Source organism: Streptomyces sp. NPDC028907, from assembly GCF_055564995.1.
Genome location: NZ_JBVHVE010000001.1, coordinates 665,505 through 687,172, shown reverse-complemented (window position 1 = coordinate 687,172; position 21,668 = coordinate 665,505). Strand labels below are relative to the sequence as shown.

Genomic DNA, 21,668 nt, shown 5'->3' with positions numbered 1-21,668 from the left:
GCACCGCCGCCTACTCCCCGAACAACGCCTCCTGTTCGTCGAACAGGCCCGCCTGCTCCTCCTTCTCCGCCCTGTCCAACCGCCTGTTCCGCGCCCCCACCACCAGCGCCGTCACCGCCGCCGTCGCCCCGAGTGCCGTCGGCACCATCCAGCCCCGGTCGAAGACATGGCCGAGGGCGTGGTCGAGGGAGAGGCGGCCGGGGCCGGCGATGGCGAGGCCGGTCGCGGCGAGGGCGAGGGTGGCGGCGTACTCGTAGCCGCCCTCCTGGTTGAAGAAGCCGTTCGTGGCGTGCACGGTGGCCGCGCCCGCCATGCCGCCGGCCGCCGCCGCACCCGCGGCCGGTGTCGCCAGACCCAGCGCCAGCAGCGTGCCGCCCCCGGCCTCGGCGAGGCCCGCCGCCGTCGCGCTCGCCTTGCCCGGCTTGTAGCCGACCGACTCCATGAACTGGCCGGTCCCCTCGATACCGTGCCCGCCGAACCAGCCGAACAGCTTCTGCGCGCCGTGCGCGGCCAGCACCCCGCCGGCCCCCACCCGGAGCAGCAGCAGGCCCAGATCACGTCGGTCGTAAGCACTCACGGTGACTCCCGGAACAGACAGCACGGGCAGAGACGACACGGGCAGGACGACCTGCCGTGTATCCACCGTCGCACCGCTGACACCCACCCGGCCCGCTCTCGCCGCCGTTCGGGTGGCGGGCCGGCGGAGGCGGTGTGAGGCTGACCCGTATGACGATTCAGACGTCCAAACTCAGCGACCCCGCAGTCCGCGCCTTCGTCACCGCCGTCAACGCCCATGACCGCGAGGGCTTCCTGAGCATCCTCGCGCCCGGCGCGACCATGGCGGACGACGGCACGGACCGCGACCTCGCCGAGTGGATCGAGCGGGAGATCTTCTCCTCCAACGGCCACATGGAAGTGGACAACGAGTCCAACCAGGGCCGCGACCTCCTCACCCACTACCGCAACGACACCTGGGGCGAGATGCGCACCCGCTGGCACTTCGAGGTCGAGGGCGACGGCAGGATCTCCCGCTTCGAGACGGGCCAGGCCTGACCGATCGCCCGTGGAAGGCCCCGCAAGCGCTTGCCCTTGTGTGCACTCCAACTCCTAATGTCTCCCGCATGGAGATCACGCAGATCACGCAGACCCCGGAAGCCACGGAGACCAAGAGGACTTTGGGGCGTACGGGCATAGAGGTCAGCGCCCTCGGTTTCGGATGCTGGGCCATCGGCGGTGAGTGGCGGTCCGCCGACGGGCAGCCGCTCGGCTGGGGCAAGGTCGACGACGAGGAGTCCGTACGGGCCGTCCGGCGCGCCCTCGACCTGGGCGTCACCTTCTTCGACACCGCCGACACCTACGGAGCCGGCCACAGCGAGCGAGTCCTGGGCCGTGCCCTCGGCAAGCGCCGCGCCGAGGTCGTCGTCGCCACCAAGTGGGGCAACGTCTTCGACGAGGAGACCCGCACCCTCACCGGCGCCGACGACAGCGTGGCGTACGCCCGCCGTGCGCTGACCGCCTCGTTGCAGCGCCTGGACACCGACTACGTCGACCTCTACCAGCTGCACCTCTCCGACGCCGACCCGGAGCGTGCCGCCGAGCTGCGTGACGTGTGCGAGGAGTTCGTGCGGGAGGGGCTGATCCGCGCCTACGCGTGGAGCACCGACGATCCGGCCCGCGCCGCCGTGTTCGCGCGCGGGGAGCACTGCGCGGCCGTGCAGCACATGGCGAACGTGCTCCAGGACGCGCCGGAGATGTTCGCGCTGTGCGAGGAGCTGGAGCTGGCCAGCATCAACCGCAGTCCGCTGGCGATGGGTCTGCTGACCGGCAAGCGCAGGCCCGGGCAGGCCCTGGAGGCCGGGGACATCCGCAGCCGGCCGCCGCAGTGGCTGAAGGGCTTCGCGGACGGATCCGGCGCCGACCCGGACTGGCTGGCCCGCGTCGACGCACTGAAGGACGTGCTCACCAGCGGCGGCCGTACCCTCGGCCAGGGCGCCCTGGCCTGGCTGTGGGCCCGCAGCCCGCGCACGGTGCCGATCCCGGGGTTCCGTTCCGTCGCCCAGGCCGAGCAGAACGCCGGCGCGTTGGCGAAGGGGCCGCTGACGGCCGAGCAGGTGGCGGAGGTCGACCGGATCCTTGGTCGCTGAGCGCCGCCGAAGGCGCGTACGCATACGGCAGCCGTTCCACGCACCGGTGCGTACCTCGCGGTCCCACGCGAGGTCCACCCCCACCCGGTGTCATGGAACGACTGCCGTCCCCCCTCGGTTTGGTACCGAAGTCCCTACTCCAAATGTGAAGCTCTGGTGTAGGTGAAGTTGAGCATAAGTCGCCTACCGGCCCTGACGCAGCGGAATTTCTAATTCCGCTTGTGCAAGTTGTGGAGACCGCAGCGGCTCAGCCGCGTCCCACGTACGGCATCGCCGTCGCCAGCACCGTCGCGAACTGCACGTTCGCCTCCAGCGGCAGCTCCGCCATGTGCCGCACGGTCCGTGCCACGTCGGCCACGTCCATCACCGGCTCGGGCACCACCGAACCGTCCGCCTGGAGGGCGCCCGTCCGCATCCGGGCGGTCATGTCGGTCGCCGCGTTGCCGATGTCGATCTGGCCGACGGCGATGCCGTACGGGCGGCCGTCCAGGGACAGGGACTTGGTCAGGCCCGTCAGGGCGTGCTTGGTCGCCGTGTAGGCGACGGAGAGCGGCCGGGGAGTGTGTGCGGAAATGGACCCGTTGTTGATGATCCGTCCACCCTGCGGGTCCTGCTCCTTCATCTGCCGGTACGCCGCCTGCGCGCACAGGAACGCCCCGTTGAGGTTGGTGTCCACCACGTGCCGCCAGGCGTCATAGGACAGCTCCTCCACCGGCACCCCGCCGGGACCGAACGTCCCCGCGTTGTTGAACAGCAGGTCCACCCGCCCGAAGCGCTCCACCGTCGCGGCGAACAGCGCGGCCACGTCCTCCTGCCGTGAGACGTCCGTCCGTACGGCGAGCGCGGCCCCGTCCGGCACCAGTGCCGCCGTCTCCTCCAGCGTCTCGACGCGCCGCCCGGCCAGCGCCACCGACCAGCCCGCGCGCAGCAGCTCCGCCGCGACCGCGCGACCGATGCCGGAACCCGCGCCGGTCACCACGGCGATCCTCGCGCCCGTCCCCGTCTCCGTTTCCCTGTCGTTCATGGGGCCGCAGGGTACGCGACGGTCCGCCATTCGGAACTCATCCATCCGCCATCCGGGTGTTGTGTACGCGCCAAGCGAGTGTCGTCCCCGGCCACTCCAATGCCTCGTGCATCCATCAGTCAGGGGAGGACCGGATGACACTCGCAGCACACCCCCAGCCCCAGCACGCACCCGAACTGCGTGCGGCCGCCCGCCATATCGGCCGCCGCCGCTTCCTGACCGTCACCGGCGCGGCCGCCGCGCTCGCCTTCGCCGTGAACCTGCCGACGGCCGGCGCGGCCGATGCCGCCCAGCTCGACGCCCGCCGGATCACCGACGACCCCTTCACCCTCGGCGTCGCCTCCGGCGACCCGCTGCCCGACTCGGTCCTGCTGTGGACCCGGCTCGCACCCGCCCCCTACCAGCCCGACGGCGGCCTGCCCGCCCAACGGATCACCGTGCACTGGGAGTTGGCCCACGACGAGAAGTTCACCAAAATCGCCAGACGCGGCGCCGCCATCGCGTACCCGGAGTTCCACCACACGGTCCATGTCGAGGTCGGCGCGCTCGACGCGGACCGCGTCTACCACTACCGCTTCCGCGCGGGCAGCTGGATCAGCGAGACGGGCCGCACCCGCACGGCGCCCTCGCCGACCGGCGCGGCGAGCTCACTGACCCTCGCGGCCGTCTCCTGCCAGGCGTACGCCGACGGCTACTACACGGCGTACCGCCATCTCGCGCAGGACGACGTGGACGTCGTCTTCCACCTCGGCGACTACCTGTACGAGTACGCGGTCAACTCCGTCGGCGGCTACCGCAACTACACCGACCGCACGCTGCCCGCCCTTTACAACCGGGAGACGGTGACCCTGGAGGACTACCGGCTGCGCTACGCCCTCTTCAAGTCCGACCCCGACCTGAGGGCCGCGCACGCCGCGCACCCCTTCGTCGTCACCTGGGACGACCACGAGACGGAGAACAACTACGCCGAGGACACCCCGGAGAACAGCGTCCCGCCGGAGGAGTTCCTGCTGCGCCGGGCCTCCGCCTACCGGGCCTACTGGGAGAACCAGCCGCTGCGCCGCCCGCAGCGTCCCGTCGGTCCCGACATGCAGCTCTACCGCCGTCTGACCTGGGGCCGGCTCGCCCAGTTCGACGTGCTGGACACCCGGCAGTACCGCACCAACCAGGCGTACGGCGACGGCTCCCAGATTCCCGGCCCGGACGTCGACGACCCGGCCCGCACGATGACCGGCGCGACCCAGGAGCGGTGGCTGCTCGACGGCTGGCGCGACTCGGCGGCGCTGTGGAACGTCGTACCGCAGCAGGTCACCTTCTCCCAGCGCAAGTTCGACCTGACCACGCCGTCCCGGGTCTCCATGGACGCCTGGGACGGCTACCGCGCCTCCCGGCGCCGGGTGCTGGACGGGGCGCAGGCCGCCGGGATCGAGAACCTGATGGTCCTCACGGGTGACGTCCACGTCGGCTACGGCTTCGACATCAAGGACGACTTCGACGACCCCGACTCCGCCACGCTCGGCACGGAGATCGTGGCCACGTCGATCGCCAGCGGCCGGGACGGCACCGACAAGCCCGCCAATTGGGACACTTACATGCGGGCCAACCCGCACATGCGGTTCTACAACGGCCGGCGTGGCTATGTGACCGTCGCGCTCGGGCAGCAGCTGGCGCGGACCGACTTCAAGACGGTGCCGTACGTGACCACGCCCGGGGCGCCGGTCACGACGTCCGCGTCCTTCGTCACGGAAGTGGGGGAGCCGGGGCTCACGCCGGCGTGAGCGCGGGCGCGAGGTCCTCGCCCTGATCCTCCTCGGGGGCCTCGCCGGGGTAGCGGACGCCGACCCGGTCCCGGATCGCGTCGAGCGTCCGCATCACGGCGAGCGTGCCCTCCAGCGGAACCAGCGGCGACTCCGTCTCGCCGGCCCGCAGCGCCCGCATCACCTCGGCGGCCTCGTGCCGCAGGCTGTTGCGGGGCCCGTCCGCCGGGTCGGCCGTGAACTCCTCGGGGTCACGGCCGTCGCGGTGCAGCACGAAACGGTCCGGGAAGAAGAAGCCGTTCGGCACGTCGATACGGCCGCCCGAGCCGGTCACCGAAGCGGAGGTCGCCGTACCGCCCACGATGGAGCAGTGCAGCGAGGCCAGCGCCCCGCTGTCCCAGGAGAGCAGGGCGCCCGTCTGCAGGTCGACGCCCTCGGGCGACAGCATCGCGCGCGCCGTCACGTCCGACGGCTCGCCGAGCAGCAGCTGGGCGAAGGAGACCGGGTACACGCCGAGGTCCAGCAGCGCGCCGCCGCCCTGCGCCGGGTCGCGCAGTCGATGCGCGGGCGGGAAGGGGCCGGCCAGCCCGAAGTCGGCCTGGACGTGGCGGACCTCGCCGATCGCGCCGTCGTCCACCAGCGCCCTGAGGCGCCGGACCAGGGGGTTGCAGTACATCCACATGGCTTCCATCAGGAAGCTGCCGCGCGCCCGCGCCAGGGCGACCAGTTCCGCGGCCTCCCGCGCGTTCAGTGTGAACGCCTTCTCGCACAGCACGTTCCGCCCGGCCTCCAGGCACATCCCGGCGGCGGCGCGGTGTGCCGCGTGCGGGGTGGCGACGTACACGACATCGATGTCGCCGTCCTCGGCCAGCGACCGCCAGTCCCCGTACGCCCGGGGAATCCCGAACCGCTCGGCGAAGGCGTCAGCCGACGCCTGGGACCGCGAGGCCACCGCCACCACCTCGGCGTCCGGCAGATCGACGAGGTCCGCGGTGAACGCGGCCGCGATCCCTCCGGTCGCCAGAACTCCCCACCGCACGCTTCGTTCCGCCACTGCGGCCCCGCCCCTCGCTCATGTGACCCTCGGCACTCTGTACGAGCTGAGAGCATAGAGGGCGGATCAGTCGAAGGGGGAGGGGCGCATGGGCGAGCGTGGTGGGCCGATACAGGACGTGCCGCAGACGGCGGCACCGACGGCGAGACAACCATCCACCCGTGCCCTGCGCCGCACCGGCCTCCTCGTCACCCTCATCCTCGGCGGGCTGACCGCCACACCCCCGCTGGCGATGGACATGTACCTCCCCGCCCTGCCGGAGGTCACCCGCTCCCTGCACGCCCCCGCCGCTACCGTCCAGCTCACCCTCACCGCCTGCCTGGCCGGCATGGCGCTCGGACAGCTGGTGGTCGGCCCGATGAGCGACCGCTGGGGCCGCCGGCGCCCGCTGCTGGCGGGCCTGGCCGTCTACGTCGTCGCCACCGCGCTCTGCGCCCTCGCGCCCACCGTCGAGCTCCTGGTCGCCTTCCGGCTGGCGCAGGGCCTCGCGGGTGCGGCGGCGATCGTCATCGCGCGGGCGGTCGTACGCGACCTCTACGACGGCGTCGCCATGGCCCGCTTCTTCTCCACCCTCATGCTGATCTCCGGGGTCGCCCCGATCGTGGCGCCGCTCATCGGCGGACAGGTCCTGCGGGTGACGGACTGGCGGGGCGTGTTCGTCGTGCTCACGGTGGTCGGCGGGCTCCTCGCCACCCTCGTCTGGCGGAAGCTTCCCGAGACCCTGGCGCCGGAGGACCGGCACGGCGGCGGGGTCGGGGAGGCGCTGCGCGCCATGCGCGGACTGCTCGCCGACCGCGCCTTCACCGGCTACACCCTGGCGGGCGGGTTCGCCTTCGCCGCCCTCTTCGCGTACATAGCGGCGTCCCCGTTCGTGATCCAGGAGATCTACGGCGCCTCGCCGCAGACCTTCAGCCTGCTGTTCGGGCTCAACTCGGTCGGCCTCGTGGTCGTCGGCCAGATCAACGGCAAGGTGCTGGTGGGGCGGGTCAGTCTGGACCGGGTGCTGGGCGTGGGCCTGACGGTCGTCATCCTGGCCGCGACCGCGCTGCTGCTGATGTCCCTGGACGTGTTCGGCGAGGTCGGACTGGTCCCGGTGGCCGCCGCCCTCTTCGTCCTGATGTCCGCGATGGGCGTCACCCTCCCCAACACCCAGGCCCTCGCCCTGCTGCGCACCAAGCACGCCGCCGGGTCCGCCTCCGCGCTCCTCGGCACGTCCTCCTTCCTCATCGGCGCCGTCGCCTCGCCCCTCGTGGGCATCGCCGGCGAGGACACCGCCGTCCCGATGGCCGTCGTCCAACTGGCCGCAGCACTGGTGGCGCTGGCCTGCTTCATGGGAATGTGCCGTCCCTGGAACAGACGTACGGATGCCGAGGGAGCAGAGAACTGAGCGCGCCGAGACTGCGCCGGGACACGCCGGAAAGGGCCGGACTCGACCCCGAGGAGATCCGTCACCTCGTGCAGGAGGTCCACGACCTCACCATCGGCCCGCGCCCCTGGGCAGCCGGGACCGTGCTGGTCGTCGGGCGGGGCCCGTACGTCGCCGTCGAGGAGGCGGCGGGCTGGGCCGTGCGGTACGCCTCCTACGACGAGGAGAGGGACGCCGGGGTGGAACTGCCGCCCCGGGCACGCGTCCCGATGACCACGGACACCCCCTTCGACCTGGCCTCCCTCACCAAGCTCTGCACCGCGGTCGCCGCCGTGCAGCAGATCGAACGCGGCACTCTCGGCATCGACGCACGGGTCGGGGCCTATCTGCCGGACTTCCGCGCGGCCGCCCGGCACGACGTCACGGTGCGCCAACTGCTCACCCACACCTCGGGACTGCGCCCCGAACTCCCGCTGTACGACTGCGCCGACGACGCCGAGCGGCTGGAGATGCTGCGGGCGGAGGCACCCGTCGGCGTGCCCGGCACCTACTGCTACTCCGACCTCAACCTCCTGCTGCTCCAGCACGTCCTGGAACGCCTCACGAGCCGCACCCTCGACGTCCTCGTCCACGACGGCATCACCCGCCCGCTCGGCATGACCGCGACCCGCTTCGGCCCCTGCCCCGAGGCCGCGGCGACCGAGGACCAGCGACGACCCTGGGCCAAGGCGGACCGGGGCATGCTGCGGGGCGTCGTCCACGACGAGAACGCCTGGGCGCTGGGCGGTGTCGCCGGCCACGCCGGCCTCTTCTCCACCGGCCGCGACCTCGCCGTCCTCTGCCGGGCACTGCTCTCCGGCGGCTCCTACGGCCCCGCCCGCATCCTGGGTCCCGACTTCGTGGAACTGCTGCTGACCCCGCCCGGGCTGGGGTTCGCCGTCGACCAGCCGTGGTTCATGGGGGAGCTGGCGGGACGCGGAGCCGCGGGCCATACGGGATTCACGGGGACCTCCCTGGTACTGGACCCGGCGACGGACACGTTCCTGGTCCTGCTGGCCAACACGGTGCATCCGCGCCGCCGGACACCGCCGGACAGCGGGCCGCGGGCGGCGGCGGGCACGCGGGTGGCACGGGCGGTCCGGGCCCTGTAGTGAACCGGGTGTTCCGCGCCCCCGCCGCCCCTACCCGTCCCGTCCCCAGGGGCTCCGCCCCTTCGACCCCGGTCGCCTTTCGGGTGCGGGCCGGTGGGGGCTGGTCGCGCCCACACGGCGGAGCCGCAAATCGACACAGCCCCGCGCCCCTTCTGGGGCTCCGCCCCAGACCCCGCTCCTCAAACGCCGGAGGGGCTGAGTACTTCAGCCTGTCCGGCGTCCGAGGACGAGGCGATCACTGTCCCGAGCCCCCACCGACCCGGAGGGGGCGATGGCGGGAGGGCTGGGTTTTCAGCCTGTCGTTCGGGGATGAGGCCATCACCGTCCCGAGCCCCCACCCACCCGGAGGGGGCTACAGCGGAAGGGCTGGATCTTTCAGCCCGTCCGGCGTTTGAGGACGAGGCCCGAAGGGCCGATGCGGGGGGCTGGGGGCGGAGCCCCCAGGGACGGGACGGGTAGGGGCGGCGGGGGCGAGGGAAGTCGGCGCCCGCCCCCGCCGGGCGGGGCTCGTAGAATCGCCGGGTGAACGCCCCCGCACCCCCGGCCGCCGAAACCCTGCGCAGCGCCCTCGCCACCCTCCTGGACGGCCTCCCGCACCGCCAGGCCGCGCAGGCCGTCGACCGGCTGATCGCCAGCTACCGCGGGGCGACCCCCACCGACGCCCCGATCCTCCGCGACCGGGCCGACGTGGCCGCATACGCCGCGTACCGCATGCCCGCCACCTTCGAGGCGGTGCACGCGGCGTTGGAGGCGTTCGCCGAAGCCGTGCCCGAGTGGGTGCCCGGCAGTCATGTCGACGTCGGCGGTGGGACCGGCGCCGCGACCTGGGCGGTCAGCGCGACCTGGCCCGGCGAGCGCGGCGTCACCGTGCTGGACTGGGCCGAGCCCGCCCTCGCGACCGGCAGGGAGATCGCCGCCGCGAACCCGGCGCTGAGGGAGGCCCGCTGGCAGCGAACCCGTATCGGCCCGTCCCTCGCCCTGGACCCCACCGACCTCATCACGGTCTCCTACGTCCTCAACGAACTCACCGAGGCCGACCGCACCGCCCTCCTCGACACCGTCGCCTCCGCCGCCCAGGCCGTCGTCATCGTCGAACCCGGCACCCCCGACGGCTACGCCCGCGTCATCGAGGCCCGCGACCGCCTCGTCGCCGCCGGCTTCCACATCGCCGCCCCCTGCCCGCACAGCGCCTCCTGCCCCATCGTCCCCGGCACGGACTGGTGCCACTTCGCGGCCCGGGTCAGCCGTTCCTCGCTGCACCGTCAGATCAAGGGCGGCTCGCTCCCGTACGAGGACGAGAAGTTCAGCTACGTCGCCGCCACCCGCCTCCCGGTCACCCCGGCGCCCGCCCGCGTAGTCCGCAAACCCCAGATCCGCAAGGGCCAGGTCCTCCTCGACCTGTGCGAGACCGAACCCGCCCTGCGGCGCACCACGGTCACCAAACGGCATGGCGCCCTGTACCGGGCGGCCCGCGACACGGACTGGGGCGACGCCTGGCCCCCGGCCGAGGACGGGGAGCCGGAGCTCTAGGTTCAGTACAGCCTCCGGGCGGCGGGCGAGGATCCCGCGCGAGCCGCGGAGGTGCCGGCCCGGTCATGAGGAACCGTCGACCGTGCCCTCCCCCTGATCTTCTCCTTGCCGCTCTGTCTCTCGCCTTTCCTGAAGCTTGCGCAGCAGTTCCTTCTTCTGGGCCTGGGGGTCGACGCCGCCGCCGATCCGGCCGTCGCGACCGCCGCCGCGCAGCGCCTTGCGGCCGAGGTTCCGGCGGGTGCCGCCGACTCCGAGCATGTTTCCGCTTCGGGCCATGGGGGGCTCCTTTCAGCCTCTTCGAATAAACGAGACGTATCGTCTCGATGTGTCCGCTTGTCAGGATCCGGCGAGACGCTCCGTCTTGTCAACCTGATAAATTCGAGCCATGGCAGCTCAGAAGTCCGCCCAGCAGCCCGCACCCAACTCCACCCGCCGGAGCGAGAAGTCCCGTCGGGCCATCTATGACGCCGCCCTCGCCCTCGTCGGGGAGGTCGGCTACCCCAGGACCACGATCGAGGGCATCGCCGCCCGCGCCGGCGTCGGCAAGCAGACGATCTACCGCTGGTGGTCGTCGAAGGCGGACGTCCTGCTGGAGGCCTTCCTCGACCTCAGTGAGCAGGCGTCCCGGGAGGCCGGTCCGGAGTACGAGTTCGCCATCCCGGACACCGGCGACCTCGCCGCCGACCTCAAGGCCGTCCTGCGCCTCACCGTCGACCAGCTCAAAGACCCCCGCTTCGAGGTCCCGGCCCGCGCCCTGGCCGCCGAGGGCGTGGTCAACGAGGAACTCGGCCGGGTCTGCATGACCAAGCTGCTCGAACCCTCGCTCCTGCTGTACGTCGACCGGGTGCGCGCAGCCCAGGAGGCCGGCCAGGTCCGCCAGGAGGTCGACCCGCGCATCGCCCTCGAACTCTGGGTCTCGCCCCTCGCCCAGCGCTGGCTGCAGTACACGGGCCCGATCACGTACGAGTACACCGACACCCTCGTCGACTACGCCCTGTACGGCATCGCCCCGCACGCGCGGTAACGGCGTAAATCCCGCCAAAGGATCCCATTACCGCTGATCCAGGTGCTGTGTACACCTCGCCCCACCTGGCCCGGTTGTCCGCTAAGGCCCCCCGAAGGGCACGATGGTGGGACCATAGGGCATGCTGTTCCGCACGACAGCGAGGCGAGGGGATAGATGAGCGCGGAGTTGGGCGGCCGGACCGGCCTGCAGGGCAAACTCTCCCAGTGGTTGCGCGGACGCCGCCCCAAGGACGCCACCGGCGACGGTGGCCGGGAGGACCTGCTGCTCGCCGCCGCGGCGGTGGGACTGCCCCTCGCGCCCGCCGCGCACCCGGCCGGCTACCGGTGTTCCTGTGACCGCGTCGGTTGTCCCACCCCGGCCCGGCACCCGGTGTCCTTCGCCTGGCAGACGCAGTCCACCACCGACCGCGCCCAGATCGAGCGCTGGGCCCGCCACCAGCCGCAGGCCAACTTCATCACCGCCACCGGCATGGTCCACGACGTCCTGGACGTCCCGGTCGAGGCCGGTCGCGAGGCGCTGGAGCGGCTGCTCGGCGCGGGCATCGAGGTCGGCCCGGTCGCCGAGAGCGACGACGGCCGCCTGCTGTTCTTCACCCTCACCCGCGGCACCCCCGAGGAGGAGGACGAGTGGTGGCCCTGCGAGCTGGACTGCCACCCCGAGACCATGGACGAGCACCCGGGTCTGCGCTGGCACTGCCGCGGGTCCTACGTCCTCGTACCGCCCGCGCAGCTGCCCGGCGAGGGCCAGACCGTGCATTGGGTACGCGGCCTCGAACACCCGCTGCCCGACCCGCTCAGCCTCCTCGAAACCCTCACCGACGCCTGCGCCCGCTATGTCGGCGAGGGGCCTGACCACGTCTCCGCGGCCTGGCCCCTGCGTCACTGAGCCCCCGGTGAACGGCGAGTCACCCTACGAGCGGTGACTACTCGCCCTTCGCCGACGTCATGCCCTGGGTCCGGCCGATGATCTGCACCTTCCCGGAGCCCTTCGGGTCCAGCGCCGCCCCGTTGGAGACGATCTCCACCGTCAGCGACTGCTTGATCTCACCGGTCGTCAGCGCCAGCACGGCCTTGTCCGGGGTGGGGACGGCGGCACCGGAGTGGGCCGTCTCCTTCTCGTAGTGGCGGGTGGTGAAGAACACCAGCGCCCCGCCGTCCTTCGTGCGCAGCGCCAGCGGCGCGTAGTCACCGCCGGTCAGCGGCTCGTCGATGTACTGCCGGACCAGGCCCGGCCGTTCGGCCTCCTTGGCCCGCTGGGCACGCCATGCGCTGGTGTGGCGGCCGTCCGCGAAGGTGTTCCCGCCTTCCTTGAGATAGGCGGCGTAGTCCTTGCTCAAGTCCTCCGGAGCCACGGCCAGTCCGGTCGAGTTCGCGGGGACGGCCTCGGCCCAGCCGTCCTTGTCCGTCTTGAACTGCGGTACGTCGTCGGGAGCCATCAGCGTCAGATACGACGCCTCCCACGGCTCGGCCAGGCTGTTGCGGCTGAACACGAAGACCCAGCGGGCGGTGGCGCCCTTGTTGGCGGCGGCGTCGGCCACGAACCAGCGCGGCCAGCCCGCCTTCTTCGGGATCGTGAACTTGGTGTCCGACAGCTCCAGCGGGGTGTGCGCCGGGTTGCCGTCGGGGCTGATCGCCTTGCCCGCCTTCAGCCGCGCCTCGTCGATGTCACCGAGGGCGCCGCTGACATGGTCGGCGTCCAGCGAACTGTCATAGGCCTTGTCGGCCTCGTTGTACGCGGTGGTGAACTGCTGGAGGGCCTTGGCGGCCTCCGCCTTGGTGGCCGACGGGAGTACTTCCTTCTCCCCGTGGACCACCACGCATCCGCTTGCCGTCAACGACAAAGCGGTCAGCGATGCCGCTATCAGTGCGCTCCGGTCAAGCCTGCGGAGCTTTCGAGGGCCGCGATCCCTGCTCATCAGGTTCCTTCACCTTCCCCTTCCCGGAGGCGAACCCTACCGGGGCGAGGAACAGCGCGAGCGTCGGGACCAGGTACAGCAGCCACACCGTGACCTGGAGGACGGTCGGGTCGGGCTGGAAGTTGAAGACGCCCTTCAGCACAGTGCCGTACCAACTCGACGGATCGACGGTGTCACTGATGTCGAAGGCCTTGTCGCTCAGGCCCGGCAGCCAGCGCGCCTCCTGGAGGTCGTGGAAGCCGTACGCGAGGACGCCCGCCGCCACGACGACCAGCATGCCGCCGGTCCAGGTGAAGAACCTGGCGAGGTTGATGCGCAGGGCGCCGCGGTAGAAGAGCCAGCCCAGGACGATCGCCGTGGCGATGCCGAGGGCGACGCCGACCAGCGGGCGCGGCGTGCCGTCGCCGGCCGCGCGCACCGACGCCCACACGAACAGGGCCGTCTCCAGGCCCTCCCGGCCCACGGCGAGGAAGGCGGTGGCGACCAGCGCGCCCGTGCCCATCCGCAGGGCCGCGTCCAGCTTGCCGTGCAGCTCGGCCTTCAGATGCCGGGCGGTGCGCCGCATCCAGAACACCATCCATGTCACCAGGCCGACCGCGAGCAGCGACAGGGAGCCGCCGAGCGCCTCCTGCGCCTCGAACGTCAGCTCCTGCGAGCCGAATTCGAGCGCGCAGCCGAAGCCGAGCGCCAGGGCGACCGCGACGCCGATGCCGATCCAGATGGGTCGCAGCGCGTCCCGGCGGTCCGTCTTGACCAGGTAGGCGATGAGGATGCAGACGACGAGCGAGGCTTCCAGGCCCTCGCGCAGGCCGATCAGGTAGTTGGAGAACACGGGTCCTCACGCCTCCTTGGAGAACAGCGTCCGGCCCCACCAGTCGTCCTTGTCACGGACGCCGGGCGGGACCGCGAAGAGCGCCGAACCCACGTGCTGGATGTACTCGTTGAGCGCGTCAGTGGCCAGGTTGCGCTGGATGCGGATGAACCCGGTGCGCGGGTCGCGCTGGTAGGCGAGGAAGAACAGGCCCGCGTCCAGGCGACCGAGGCCGTCGGTGCCGTCGGTGAAGGAGTAGCCGCGGCGCAGGATCGTCGCCCCGTCGTTGGAGGCGGGGTGGGCGAGCCTAACGTGCGCGTCGGGCAGCATCGCCTTCAGGAACGGCTCGTCACGCTCCTTGGCCTTGCCGACCGGAGCGCCCTCGCCCTTGTCCCGGCCGAAGATGTCCTCCTGCTCCTGCAACGAGGTGCGGTCCCAGGTCTCGATGTGCATCCGGATACGCCGGGCGACGAGGTAGGAACCGCCGGCCATCCACTCCGGGCCGTCCTCCTCACCCACCCACACGAACTTCTCCAGCCGGTCCGTCTCCGTCCCCGCGATGTTGCGGGTGCCGTCCTTGAACCCCATGAGGTTGCGCGGGGTCTGCGCCTCGGGGGTCGTCGAGGAGGTCTTCCCGAAGCCGAGCTGGGACCAGCGGATGACGACCTTGCCCATGCCGATGCGGGCCAGGTTGCGGATGGCGTGCACGGCGACCTGCGGGTCGTCCGCGCAGGCCTGGACGCACAGGTCGCCGCCGCTGCGGTTCCTGTCGAGGTTGTCGCCGGCGAACTTCGGCAGCTCTTCGAGGGCCTCGGGGCGGGCGTCCGCGATGCCGAACGCCTCGCCGTACTTCTCGAAGAGCGACGGCCCGAAGCCGATCGTCAGCGTCAGCCGCGACGGCATCAGCCCCAGCGCCTCGCCGGTGTCGTCCGGCGGCGCCTCGGCCAGACCGCCGTACGCGCCCTCGCCGACCGCCTGCCCGGCGGTCATCCGGCGCGCGGCCGCCGTCCAGTCCTTCAGCATCCGCACGAACTCGGCGCGGTCGTCGGTCTTCACGTCGAACGCGGCGAAGTGCAGCCGGTCCTGCACGGGGGTGGCGATGCCGGCCTGCCGGGCGCCGTGGAAGCCGATCGCGGCGCCCGTGTCGGCGCCCGCCGGGTCCACGTCGTCGCCCGCGCGGGCCATCGCCACCGCGCCGCCGGCCGCGGCGGCACCGAGCGCGAGCCCGGCACCGCCCCAGCCGATCAGCGCCCGCCGGGACGGGGACTGCGAGGTCTCTGTCATCGGGGTGCCCCCTACTTCACGACGACGGCGGCGGCGAGCTTGGACAAGGGCTCCGCGAGGGCGTTCACGCCGTCCGACAGCTCCTTGCGGTCGGCGTCGCCGACCTTGTCGTACGAGGTGAAGTCGTACGACGCCTTGTCCGCCCGGTACTTGTCGAGCAGCGTGTTCAGCGCGCCGAACTGCTTGTCGAGCTCGGTGACCAGCGCCGGGTCGTTCTCCTTCGCGACCGGCTTCAGCAGCTCGTAGGCCTTCTCGGCGCCCTCGACGTTGGCCTTGAAGTCGACCAGGTCGGTGTGCGAGTAGCGCTCCTCCTCGCCGGTGACCTTGCCGGTGGCGACCTCGTCGAGGAGCTCCTTGGCGCCGTTGGCCATGGAGGTCGGGGTGATCTCGGCCTTGCCGACCCGCTTCTGCCAGTCCTTCAGGTCGGTGATGAGCTGGTCGGCGAGCTGCTTCTCCCGGTCGCCGATCTTCTTGTCCTGCCAGAGCGCCTTCTCCAGCCGGTGCCAGCCGGTCCAGTCGGTGGCCGGGTCCTGGCCGGCCTCCAGGCCGTCCTCGCGGACGTCGACCTTCGGGTCGATGTCGCCGAAGGACTCGGCGACCGGCTCGGTGCGCTCCCAGCCGATACGGGAGGGGGCGTAGGCCTTCTTCGCGGCCTCGATGTCACCGTCCTTGACGGCCTTGGCGAACGCCTCCGCCTTCGGCAGCGTCTCGTCGGCCTGCGCCTGCGTGTACGCGCGGTAGGCGGCCACGGCCTTGTCCAGCCGCGGGTCGCGCTTGGCGGCCGCGCCCTCGCCGGTTGCCTTGACGGTCTGCCGGATGCCGTCGCCCTTCATGCCGGGCTTGCAGGCGATCGTGTAGTCGCCCGCCTTCACCTCGGCGGTGACGGTCTGCTTGGTGCCGGGGCCTATGTTCTCCCGCTCGGTGACGATGCGGTCGTCCGGGAAGAGGATGTAGACCTCGGTGACCTTGGACCCCTTGTTCTCGATGGCGAGTTCGACGTGGCCGGCCGGGAACTCCTTCCTCGACACCTCGCACTTGTCGTCCGTCGAGGTCACGTTGACGACCCGGTCGCCCCCCGCCGAACTGCCCTTCTCGGTGCACCCCGTGACGGAGGTCAGAGCCGCCACGGTGGCGGCGACGGCGACGGCGGAGAGTCTGGCGGGTCGCATGAAGGCTCCAGGAGATGGCCGGAAAGTGTGCGTGACGGGCCTCACATGGCAGCAAGGTGAGGCTCACCTAACGCAAATAAGGATCGCCTAAGTGGCCAAAAACGCCCCCATGGAGAAGTCAAAGTAAAGTCAAAGGTTGCGCCGCGGGGTCACCAGGAGGGCTCCCGTCCGGGGATGCGAATGCACGTCGACGGGCTGGTCGTAGACCTCCGACAGCAACCGCTCGGAGAACACCTCGGCCGGCGGCCCGTCCGCCGCGATCCGTCCGGCGCGCAGAATCGCGACCCGGTGCGCGTACGCCGCCGCAAGCCCCAGATCATGCAGTACGACCACCACCGCGTCCCCGGCCCGCGCCCGCTCCCGGCACACCCGAAGCACCAGCTCCTGGTGCTTCAGGTCGAGCGCGGCCGTGGGCTCGTCGAGCAGCAACAACGGCGCGCGCTGAGCGAGCACCCGAGCGAGCGCGACCCTGGCTCGTTCACCACCACTGAGCGCGGAGAACGGCCGTACGGCGAAGTCGGTCACCTCCGTGGCGGCCATCGCCTCGGCGACGGCCAGGTCGTCCTCGGCGGGCGAGGCGGCGTGCGGGGCGCGGCCCATCCGTACGACCTCCTCCACCGTGAAGGGGAAGGAGAGCGCCGTCGACTGTGGCAGCACCGCCCGACGCAGGGCGAGTTCGGGCGCCGTCCACTCGGTCGCCGGACGCCCGTGAATCCGTACGACGCCCTCAGCGGCCGGAAGATCGGCGGCCAGCGCCCCCAACAGGGTCGACTTCCCGGCCCCGTTGGGCCCGACGAGCGCCAACACCTCCCCGGCCCGAACGTCGACGGAGACCCCTCGCAACACTTCACGCCCCCCGAGCCGGACATGAAGCGACTCGGCGCCGGCGAGGACATCGCCGGCTTCAGCGGGTGCGGGGGGCGTGGGGCGCGAACGGAGCAGTCTCATGCGCGGGCTCCTTGGAGGGTTGGTCACGGACGATTCGGCACCGCCGACAAGGTTGTGGGGGTTGAGCGCCGTTGCGGCGGAGAAGGGGTGGCGGCGGACCGGAGAGCGCGGCGGGCTCTTGGCCGGGTTGGCGGACGCCCCTCAGGGACGCGCGGCGACGGGGGTTGTGGCGCGGGCGTGCAGTGGACGGTCGATGCAGTCGCCTGGGCTGGTCGCCGTCCCGCGGAGGCCCGGGGGTGAGGGCCCTGTGGCGCGGGGTCTGCGGCAGGCGGTCGTTGCCGTCGCCGGGCCCGCCCACGTCCCCAAGGGGCGCGGGGAACTGCGCGACCAGCCCCCACCCACCCGCACCCGGCACACAACCCACCGCACCCGGCATCCACCCTCAGCCCCACCCCCCTTGCCGCCGCCGAGTCCGACGCAGCAGCCAGAAGAAGAAGGGGCTGCCCAGCAGAGCCGTAAGCACCCCCAACGGCAACTCCGCGGGCGCCGCCAGAGTCCGCGCGGCGAGATCCGCCGAGAGCAACACCACCGCCCCACCCAGCGCACTGCCCGGAATGAGAAACCGATGCCCCGGCCCAGCCGCCATCCGCAGCAGATGCGGCACGACGAGCCCGATGAAGCCGATCACCCCGGACACACTCACCGCGGCCGCCGTGAGCAGGGCGACCACCAGGATCAACGCGACCCGCATCCGCTCCACGTCCACCCCCAGATGTCGCGCGGGCCGGTCGCCGAGGGCGAGCAGGTCCAGGCGGCGCGCGTACAGCGGTGCCACCACCAGCCCCACGACCGCGCACGGCAGGACGGCCGTCACCTTGGGCCAGGTGGACTGCGCGAGGGAGCCGAGCTGCCAGAAGGTGATCTGGTTCACCGCGGCGGTGTCCGCGAGGAAGATGAACAGACCGATCAGCGCCCCGGCGAAGGCGTTGACCGCGATGCCCATGAGGATCAGTGTCACGACCTCCGTACGGCCGCCCGAACGGGACATCGCGTACACCAGCAGCACGGTGCCGAGCCCGGCGACGAAGGCCATCGCGGGCAGGGTCCAGTTGCCGAGGAAGGTCAGCCCGAGCGAGATGGAGGCCACGGCCCCCACCGCCGCGCCCAGCGAGACACCGATGGTGCTGGGCTCGGCGAGCGGGTTGCCGAACACGCCCTGCATCAACGCCCCCGCGCACCCCAGCGACGCCCCGATGAGCAGCGCGAGCACGATTCTCGGGAACCGCACGTTCCACAGCACCGACTCGGCGACCCGGTCCAACTCCCCGCCCCCGAGCCCGACTTTGTGCTGCGCGGAGGCGAGGACGTCCCCGACCGGCACCGGATAGGCACCGATGCCCGCGGCGACCGGCACGAGGACGAGCAGGGCGACGCCCATACCGACGGTCAGCAGCCAGGCGACGGTGTGCCGTCTGCGGGGCGGCACGCCGACCACGGCCTCGGGCGCGGCCTTCTCCAGTACGGTCATGCCGCGTTCCCCTTCTCGTCCCGCATCCTCCGCCACTTCACTTTCCTCAGGGGTGCTTCAATGCCCCCGTGACTGACTACGACGTCCTCCGTGTCTTCTGCGGACCGACCGGCGGCTACGGCAACGAACTCGGTGTGGTCCGCGAGGGCTCCGTGATCCCCGAGCGGAGCGACCGGCAGGCGTTCGCCGCGAAACTCGGGTTCAGCGAGACCGTGTTCGTCGACGACCCCGAGCGCGGAGTCGTCGACATCTACACACCGACCCTGCGCCTGCCCTTCGCCGGGCACCCGTGCGTCGGGACGGCCTGGCTGCTCGACGTGCCCGAACTGGTCACCCCGGCCGGTGTGGTGGGCGCGCGGCAGGACGGGGAGTTCTGCTGGATCGAGGCGCGGGCGGAGTGGGCGCCGCCGAGGACGCTCCGCCGGTACGCGACGGCCGCCGAGGTGGACGATCTGGCCGTACCGCCGCCTGGGGAGTGGATATACGCGTGGGCGTGGGAGGACGAGGCGGCCGGACGGGTGCGTGCCCGGGGCTTCCCCGGGCGGGGCGACGGCATCGAGGAGGACGAGGCCACGGGAGCGGCTGCGCTGCTCCTCACCGACCAGCTGGGCCGCGCCCTGAACATCACGCAGGGCGCGGGGTCCCAGATCCTCACCGCACCGCATCCGGGAGGCTGGGTGGAGGTCGGCGGCCGGGTGTTCCTGGAACGCTGACCGCCGCCGGTCACGCGGACAGCGGGAACTCCTCGCCCAGCGCCCGGAACACCGCGGTGTTGAGGGCGAAAGCCTTCTTGCACTCCGCCACGATCCGCTGCTTCTCCAGGTCGTCCGCACGGACCCCGTCCAGCAGCTCGCGGTAACCCCGCTTGAACGCGGCCGGGTTGGGGATCTCCTCGAAGACGTAGAAGCGGACTCCGTCGCCCTTGCGCGCGAAGCCCCAGGTCTTCTCGGCCTTGTCCCGGATGATCTGGCCGCCGGAGAGGTCGCCGAGGTAGCGGGTGTAGTGGTGCGCGATGTACCCGGCCGGCCAGTCCTCGGCGCACTCCCGCACCCGGTCCGCGTAGGCCACCGTGGCGGGCAGCGCCGACAGTCCCGTCCGCCACCGCGGACCCCGCAGATGCGCCAGGTCCCGCTCCAGGGACGCCAGCCGGAGCAGTTCGGGCCGGATGAAGGGGCCGGCCACCGGGTCCGAGGCCAGTCGCCCGGCGCCGGCCTCCAGTGCCTCGTACACGAACCACAGCTGCTCGGTGTACCGCGCGTACGCGTCCACGCCCAGCCGGCCGCCGAGCAGGTCGCTCATGAACGTCGAGGTCTCCGCCTCCATGTGCTGCTCGTGGGACGCGGTGCGGATGACTGTCGCGAAGGAGTCCATGGCACCCATTTTCTGAGGTTAGGCTTACCTAAGTCAATAGGTTTGCCGACGCCGTGTCGGTAAAAGCGTACAAAGAAAACCCGCCCTCCGCAGGGGGCGGGTTCTCGGCGGTCGGTCGGCGGTCGGTCGGCGGGCCGGCCGAGTCAGGGGAGGGTGAGGATCTCCGCTCCCGTCTCCGTCACCACCAGCGTGTGCTCGAACTGCGCGGTGCGCTTGCGGTCCTTGGTGACGACCGTCCAGCCGTCGTCCCACATGTCGTACTCGTACGTCCCCAGCGTCAGCATCGGCTCGATCGTGAAGGTCATCCCGGGCTGGATCACCGTCGTCGCGTGCGGGCTGTCGTAGTGCGGGATGATCAGGCCGGAGTGGAACGACGAGTTGATCCCGTGCCCGGTGAAGTCCCGCACCACCCCGTACCCGAAGCGCTTGGCGTACGACTCGATGACCCGGCCGATGATGTTGATCTGGCGGCCCGGCTTGACCGCCTTGATCGCGCGGTTCAGGGACTCCCGGGTCCGCTCGACCAGCAGACGGCTCTCCTCGTCCACGTCACCGACCAGGTACGTGGCGTTGTTGTCGCCGTGCACCCCGCCGATGTACGCCGTCACGTCGAGGTTGACGATGTCGCCGTCGCGCAGAACCGTGGAGTCCGGGATGCCGTGGCAGATGACCTCGTTGACGCTGGTGCACAGGGACTTCGGGAAGCCGCGGTAGCCGAGCGTGGACGGGTAGGCGCCGTGGTCGCACATGTACTCGTGCGCCACCTTGTCCAGCTCGTCCGTCGTGACACCGGGCGCGATCAGCTTCGCCGCCTCGGCCATCGCCCGCGCGGCGATACGGCCGGCGACGCGCATCGCCTCGACGGTCTCGGCGGTCTGCACCTCCGGACCCTTGTACGGCGTCGGCGCGGGCTTGCCGACGTACTCGGGGCGGCGGATGTTTCCGGGCACGGAACGGGTGGGGGACAGCTCCCCTGGGGCGAGCAGTGACTGGCCAGACATGCCAGCGAGTCTAACCAGCGGGCATGGGGGAACATGTCGGTGGCGAGAGGAGCCGGACATGGCCTTGTTCAAGAAGCGCACGGTCGGCAAGCCGGGCGAGTGGTATTACTGCCTCGTCCACAAGAAGGTCGAGGAGGGGCCGGAGTGCCCCGCCAAGGACCGCTTCGGGCCGTACGCCACCCGGCAGGAGGCCCAGCAGGCGATGGACCTGGCGCGGGAGCGCAACCTGGAGTGGGAGAACGACCCCCGCTGGCACGACGCCCCGACCGGCCCGTCGGACGACGCCTGATCAGCCCTCGGTCGGTGCCGCTGCCGGTGCCGTTGTCGCTGCCGCAGCTGCCCGCTGCTCCCGCAGCCGTACCGCGTGCTCGTTCGTCCGTGCGTCGTACGTCATGAGCTTCGGCAGACACAGCGCCAGCAGCCCCACCGCGCCCACGCACAGCACACCGCCCGTCCAGACGACGTCCGCACGCTCCGCCAGGTCCGGCGGACGACGCCTGATCAGCCCTCGGTCGGTGCCGCTGCCGGTGCCGTTGTCGCTGCCGCAGCTGCCGCTGCCCGCTGCTCCCGCAGCCGTACCGCGTGCTCGTTCGTCCGTGCGTCGTACGTCATGAGCTTCGGCAGACACAGCGCCAGCAGCCCCACCGC

23 protein-coding genes and 1 pseudogene are annotated in these 21,668 nt (G+C 71.6%); 10 read left to right on the top strand and 14 right to left on the bottom strand.

Going from position 1 to position 21,668, the window contains the following annotated elements; genetic code table 11:
* Positions 1-10: 10 nt before the first annotated feature.
* A complete protein-coding gene (locus ACZ4UU_RS03110) occupies positions 11-577 on the bottom strand; it encodes a DoxX family membrane protein (protein ID WP_468036163.1) in 567 nt (188 codons plus the stop codon).
* A 149-nt stretch (positions 578-726) separates the two neighbouring features.
* Here ACZ4UU_RS03110 and ACZ4UU_RS03105 point away from each other — a divergent pair, with 149 nt between their 5' ends.
* Both ACZ4UU_RS03105 and ACZ4UU_RS03100 read left to right on the top strand, forming a co-directional pair.
* Positions 727-1,053 carry a nuclear transport factor 2-like protein gene (locus tag ACZ4UU_RS03105; protein WP_468036162.1) on the top strand — a complete coding sequence of 109 codons (327 nt, stop codon included), beginning with the start codon at positions 727-729 and terminating at the stop codon, positions 1,051-1,053.
* Between the two features lie 68 nt (positions 1,054-1,121).
* Entirely contained in the window at positions 1,122-2,144 is a 1,023-nt protein-coding gene (locus ACZ4UU_RS03100) for an aldo/keto reductase (protein WP_468036161.1), read from the top strand.
* A 247-nt stretch (positions 2,145-2,391) separates the two neighbouring features.
* On the opposite strand, the gene ACZ4UU_RS03095 is transcribed toward ACZ4UU_RS03100, so the two are convergent.
* Complete coding sequence (locus ACZ4UU_RS03095; protein WP_468036160.1) at positions 2,392-3,168, bottom strand: SDR family oxidoreductase; 777 nt, start codon at positions 3,166-3,168, stop codon at positions 2,392-2,394.
* Between the two features lie 134 nt (positions 3,169-3,302).
* On the opposite strand from ACZ4UU_RS03095, the gene ACZ4UU_RS03090 reads away from it, so the two are divergent.
* Entirely contained in the window at positions 3,303-4,946 is a 1,644-nt protein-coding gene (locus ACZ4UU_RS03090) for an alkaline phosphatase D family protein (RefSeq protein WP_468036159.1), read from the top strand.
* On the opposite strand, the gene ACZ4UU_RS03085 is transcribed toward ACZ4UU_RS03090, so the two are convergent.
* Complete coding sequence (locus ACZ4UU_RS03085) at positions 4,933-5,964, bottom strand: Gfo/Idh/MocA family protein (RefSeq protein ID WP_468036158.1); 1,032 nt, start codon at positions 5,962-5,964, stop codon at positions 4,933-4,935. The genes ACZ4UU_RS03090 and ACZ4UU_RS03085 overlap by 14 nt on opposite strands.
* 103 nt (positions 5,965-6,067) lie before the next feature.
* Between ACZ4UU_RS03085 and ACZ4UU_RS03080 the strand changes: the two genes are divergently transcribed.
* From ACZ4UU_RS03080 to ACZ4UU_RS03070, 3 genes are all read left to right on the top strand, one after another.
* A complete protein-coding gene (locus tag ACZ4UU_RS03080) occupies positions 6,068-7,366 on the top strand; it encodes a multidrug effflux MFS transporter (RefSeq protein ID WP_468036157.1) in 1,299 nt (432 codons plus the stop codon).
* Positions 7,318-8,496 (top strand): serine hydrolase domain-containing protein, encoded by a 1,179-nt coding sequence (locus ACZ4UU_RS03075; RefSeq protein WP_468036156.1) that lies wholly within the window; start codon positions 7,318-7,320, stop codon positions 8,494-8,496. The genes ACZ4UU_RS03080 and ACZ4UU_RS03075 overlap by 49 nt, the downstream gene beginning before the upstream one ends.
* A gap of 522 nt (positions 8,497-9,018) precedes the next feature.
* Entirely contained in the window at positions 9,019-10,026 is a 1,008-nt protein-coding gene (locus ACZ4UU_RS03070; RefSeq protein WP_468036155.1) for a small ribosomal subunit Rsm22 family protein, read from the top strand.
* A gap of 63 nt (positions 10,027-10,089) precedes the next feature.
* Here ACZ4UU_RS03070 and ACZ4UU_RS03065 read toward each other — a convergent pair whose 3' ends face one another.
* A complete protein-coding gene (locus ACZ4UU_RS03065; protein WP_468036154.1) occupies positions 10,090-10,302 on the bottom strand; it encodes a DUF6243 family protein in 213 nt (70 codons plus the stop codon).
* A gap of 109 nt (positions 10,303-10,411) precedes the next feature.
* Here ACZ4UU_RS03065 and ACZ4UU_RS03060 point away from each other — a divergent pair, with 109 nt between their 5' ends.
* Complete coding sequence (locus ACZ4UU_RS03060) at positions 10,412-11,050, top strand: TetR/AcrR family transcriptional regulator (RefSeq protein ID WP_468036153.1); 639 nt, start codon at positions 10,412-10,414, stop codon at positions 11,048-11,050.
* Between the two features lie 156 nt (positions 11,051-11,206).
* Positions 11,207-11,938 (top strand): bifunctional DNA primase/polymerase, encoded by a 732-nt coding sequence (locus ACZ4UU_RS03055; RefSeq protein WP_468036152.1) that lies wholly within the window; start codon positions 11,207-11,209, stop codon positions 11,936-11,938.
* Between the two features lie 37 nt (positions 11,939-11,975).
* On the opposite strand, the gene ACZ4UU_RS03050 is transcribed toward ACZ4UU_RS03055, so the two are convergent.
* The 6 genes from ACZ4UU_RS03050 to ACZ4UU_RS03025 form a co-directional block, all read right to left on the bottom strand.
* The gene (locus tag ACZ4UU_RS03050) at positions 11,976-12,968 is read right to left on the bottom strand and encodes an SCO2278 family lipoprotein (RefSeq protein WP_468036151.1); all 993 of its coding nucleotides are present in this window, start codon (positions 12,966-12,968) and stop codon (positions 11,976-11,978) included.
* Positions 12,928-13,800 carry an iron uptake transporter permease EfeU gene (gene efeU / locus ACZ4UU_RS03045; RefSeq protein WP_468036150.1) on the bottom strand — a complete coding sequence of 291 codons (873 nt, stop codon included), beginning with the start codon at positions 13,798-13,800 and terminating at the stop codon, positions 12,928-12,930. Before efeU ends, ACZ4UU_RS03050 begins: the two co-directional genes overlap by 41 nt.
* Before the next feature lie 6 nt (positions 13,801-13,806).
* A complete protein-coding gene (gene efeB, locus ACZ4UU_RS03040; protein WP_468036149.1) occupies positions 13,807-15,063 on the bottom strand; it encodes an iron uptake transporter deferrochelatase/peroxidase subunit in 1,257 nt (418 codons plus the stop codon).
* Positions 15,064-15,074: 11 nt separating this feature from the next.
* Entirely contained in the window at positions 15,075-16,232 is a 1,158-nt protein-coding gene (gene efeO, locus ACZ4UU_RS03035) for an iron uptake system protein EfeO (protein WP_468036148.1), read from the bottom strand.
* A gap of 129 nt (positions 16,233-16,361) precedes the next feature.
* Entirely contained in the window at positions 16,362-17,180 is an 819-nt protein-coding gene (locus ACZ4UU_RS03030) for a heme ABC transporter ATP-binding protein (RefSeq protein ID WP_468036147.1), read from the bottom strand.
* Positions 17,181-17,562: 382 nt separating this feature from the next.
* Complete coding sequence (locus ACZ4UU_RS03025; RefSeq protein WP_468036146.1) at positions 17,563-18,648, bottom strand: FecCD family ABC transporter permease; 1,086 nt, start codon at positions 18,646-18,648, stop codon at positions 17,563-17,565.
* 68 nt (positions 18,649-18,716) lie between these two features.
* Here ACZ4UU_RS03025 and ACZ4UU_RS03020 point away from each other — a divergent pair, with 68 nt between their 5' ends.
* A complete protein-coding gene (locus ACZ4UU_RS03020; protein ID WP_468036145.1) occupies positions 18,717-19,361 on the top strand; it encodes a PhzF family phenazine biosynthesis protein in 645 nt (214 codons plus the stop codon).
* Between the two features lie 10 nt (positions 19,362-19,371).
* On the opposite strand, the gene ACZ4UU_RS03015 is transcribed toward ACZ4UU_RS03020, so the two are convergent.
* Positions 19,372-20,019, bottom strand: coding sequence for a biliverdin-producing heme oxygenase (locus ACZ4UU_RS03015; RefSeq protein ID WP_468036406.1), 648 nt, complete (start codon positions 20,017-20,019; stop codon positions 19,372-19,374).
* A gap of 143 nt (positions 20,020-20,162) precedes the next feature.
* Positions 20,163-21,020, bottom strand: coding sequence for a type I methionyl aminopeptidase (gene map / locus ACZ4UU_RS03010; protein ID WP_468036144.1), 858 nt, complete (start codon positions 21,018-21,020; stop codon positions 20,163-20,165).
* A 58-nt stretch (positions 21,021-21,078) separates the two neighbouring features.
* Here map and ACZ4UU_RS03005 point away from each other — a divergent pair, with 58 nt between their 5' ends.
* Complete coding sequence (locus ACZ4UU_RS03005; RefSeq protein ID WP_468036143.1) at positions 21,079-21,309, top strand: hypothetical protein; 231 nt, start codon at positions 21,079-21,081, stop codon at positions 21,307-21,309.
* Here the strand turns inward: ACZ4UU_RS03005 and ACZ4UU_RS03000 are convergent, their stop codons facing one another.
* Both ACZ4UU_RS03000 and ACZ4UU_RS02995 read right to left on the bottom strand, forming a co-directional pair.
* Entirely contained in the window at positions 21,310-21,456 is a 147-nt protein-coding gene (locus ACZ4UU_RS03000; RefSeq protein ID WP_468036142.1) for a hypothetical protein, read from the bottom strand. It lies immediately after the preceding gene.
* Between the two features lie 65 nt (positions 21,457-21,521).
* Positions 21,522-21,668: pseudogene (locus ACZ4UU_RS02995) on the bottom strand (MFS transporter); the annotation flags it as partial.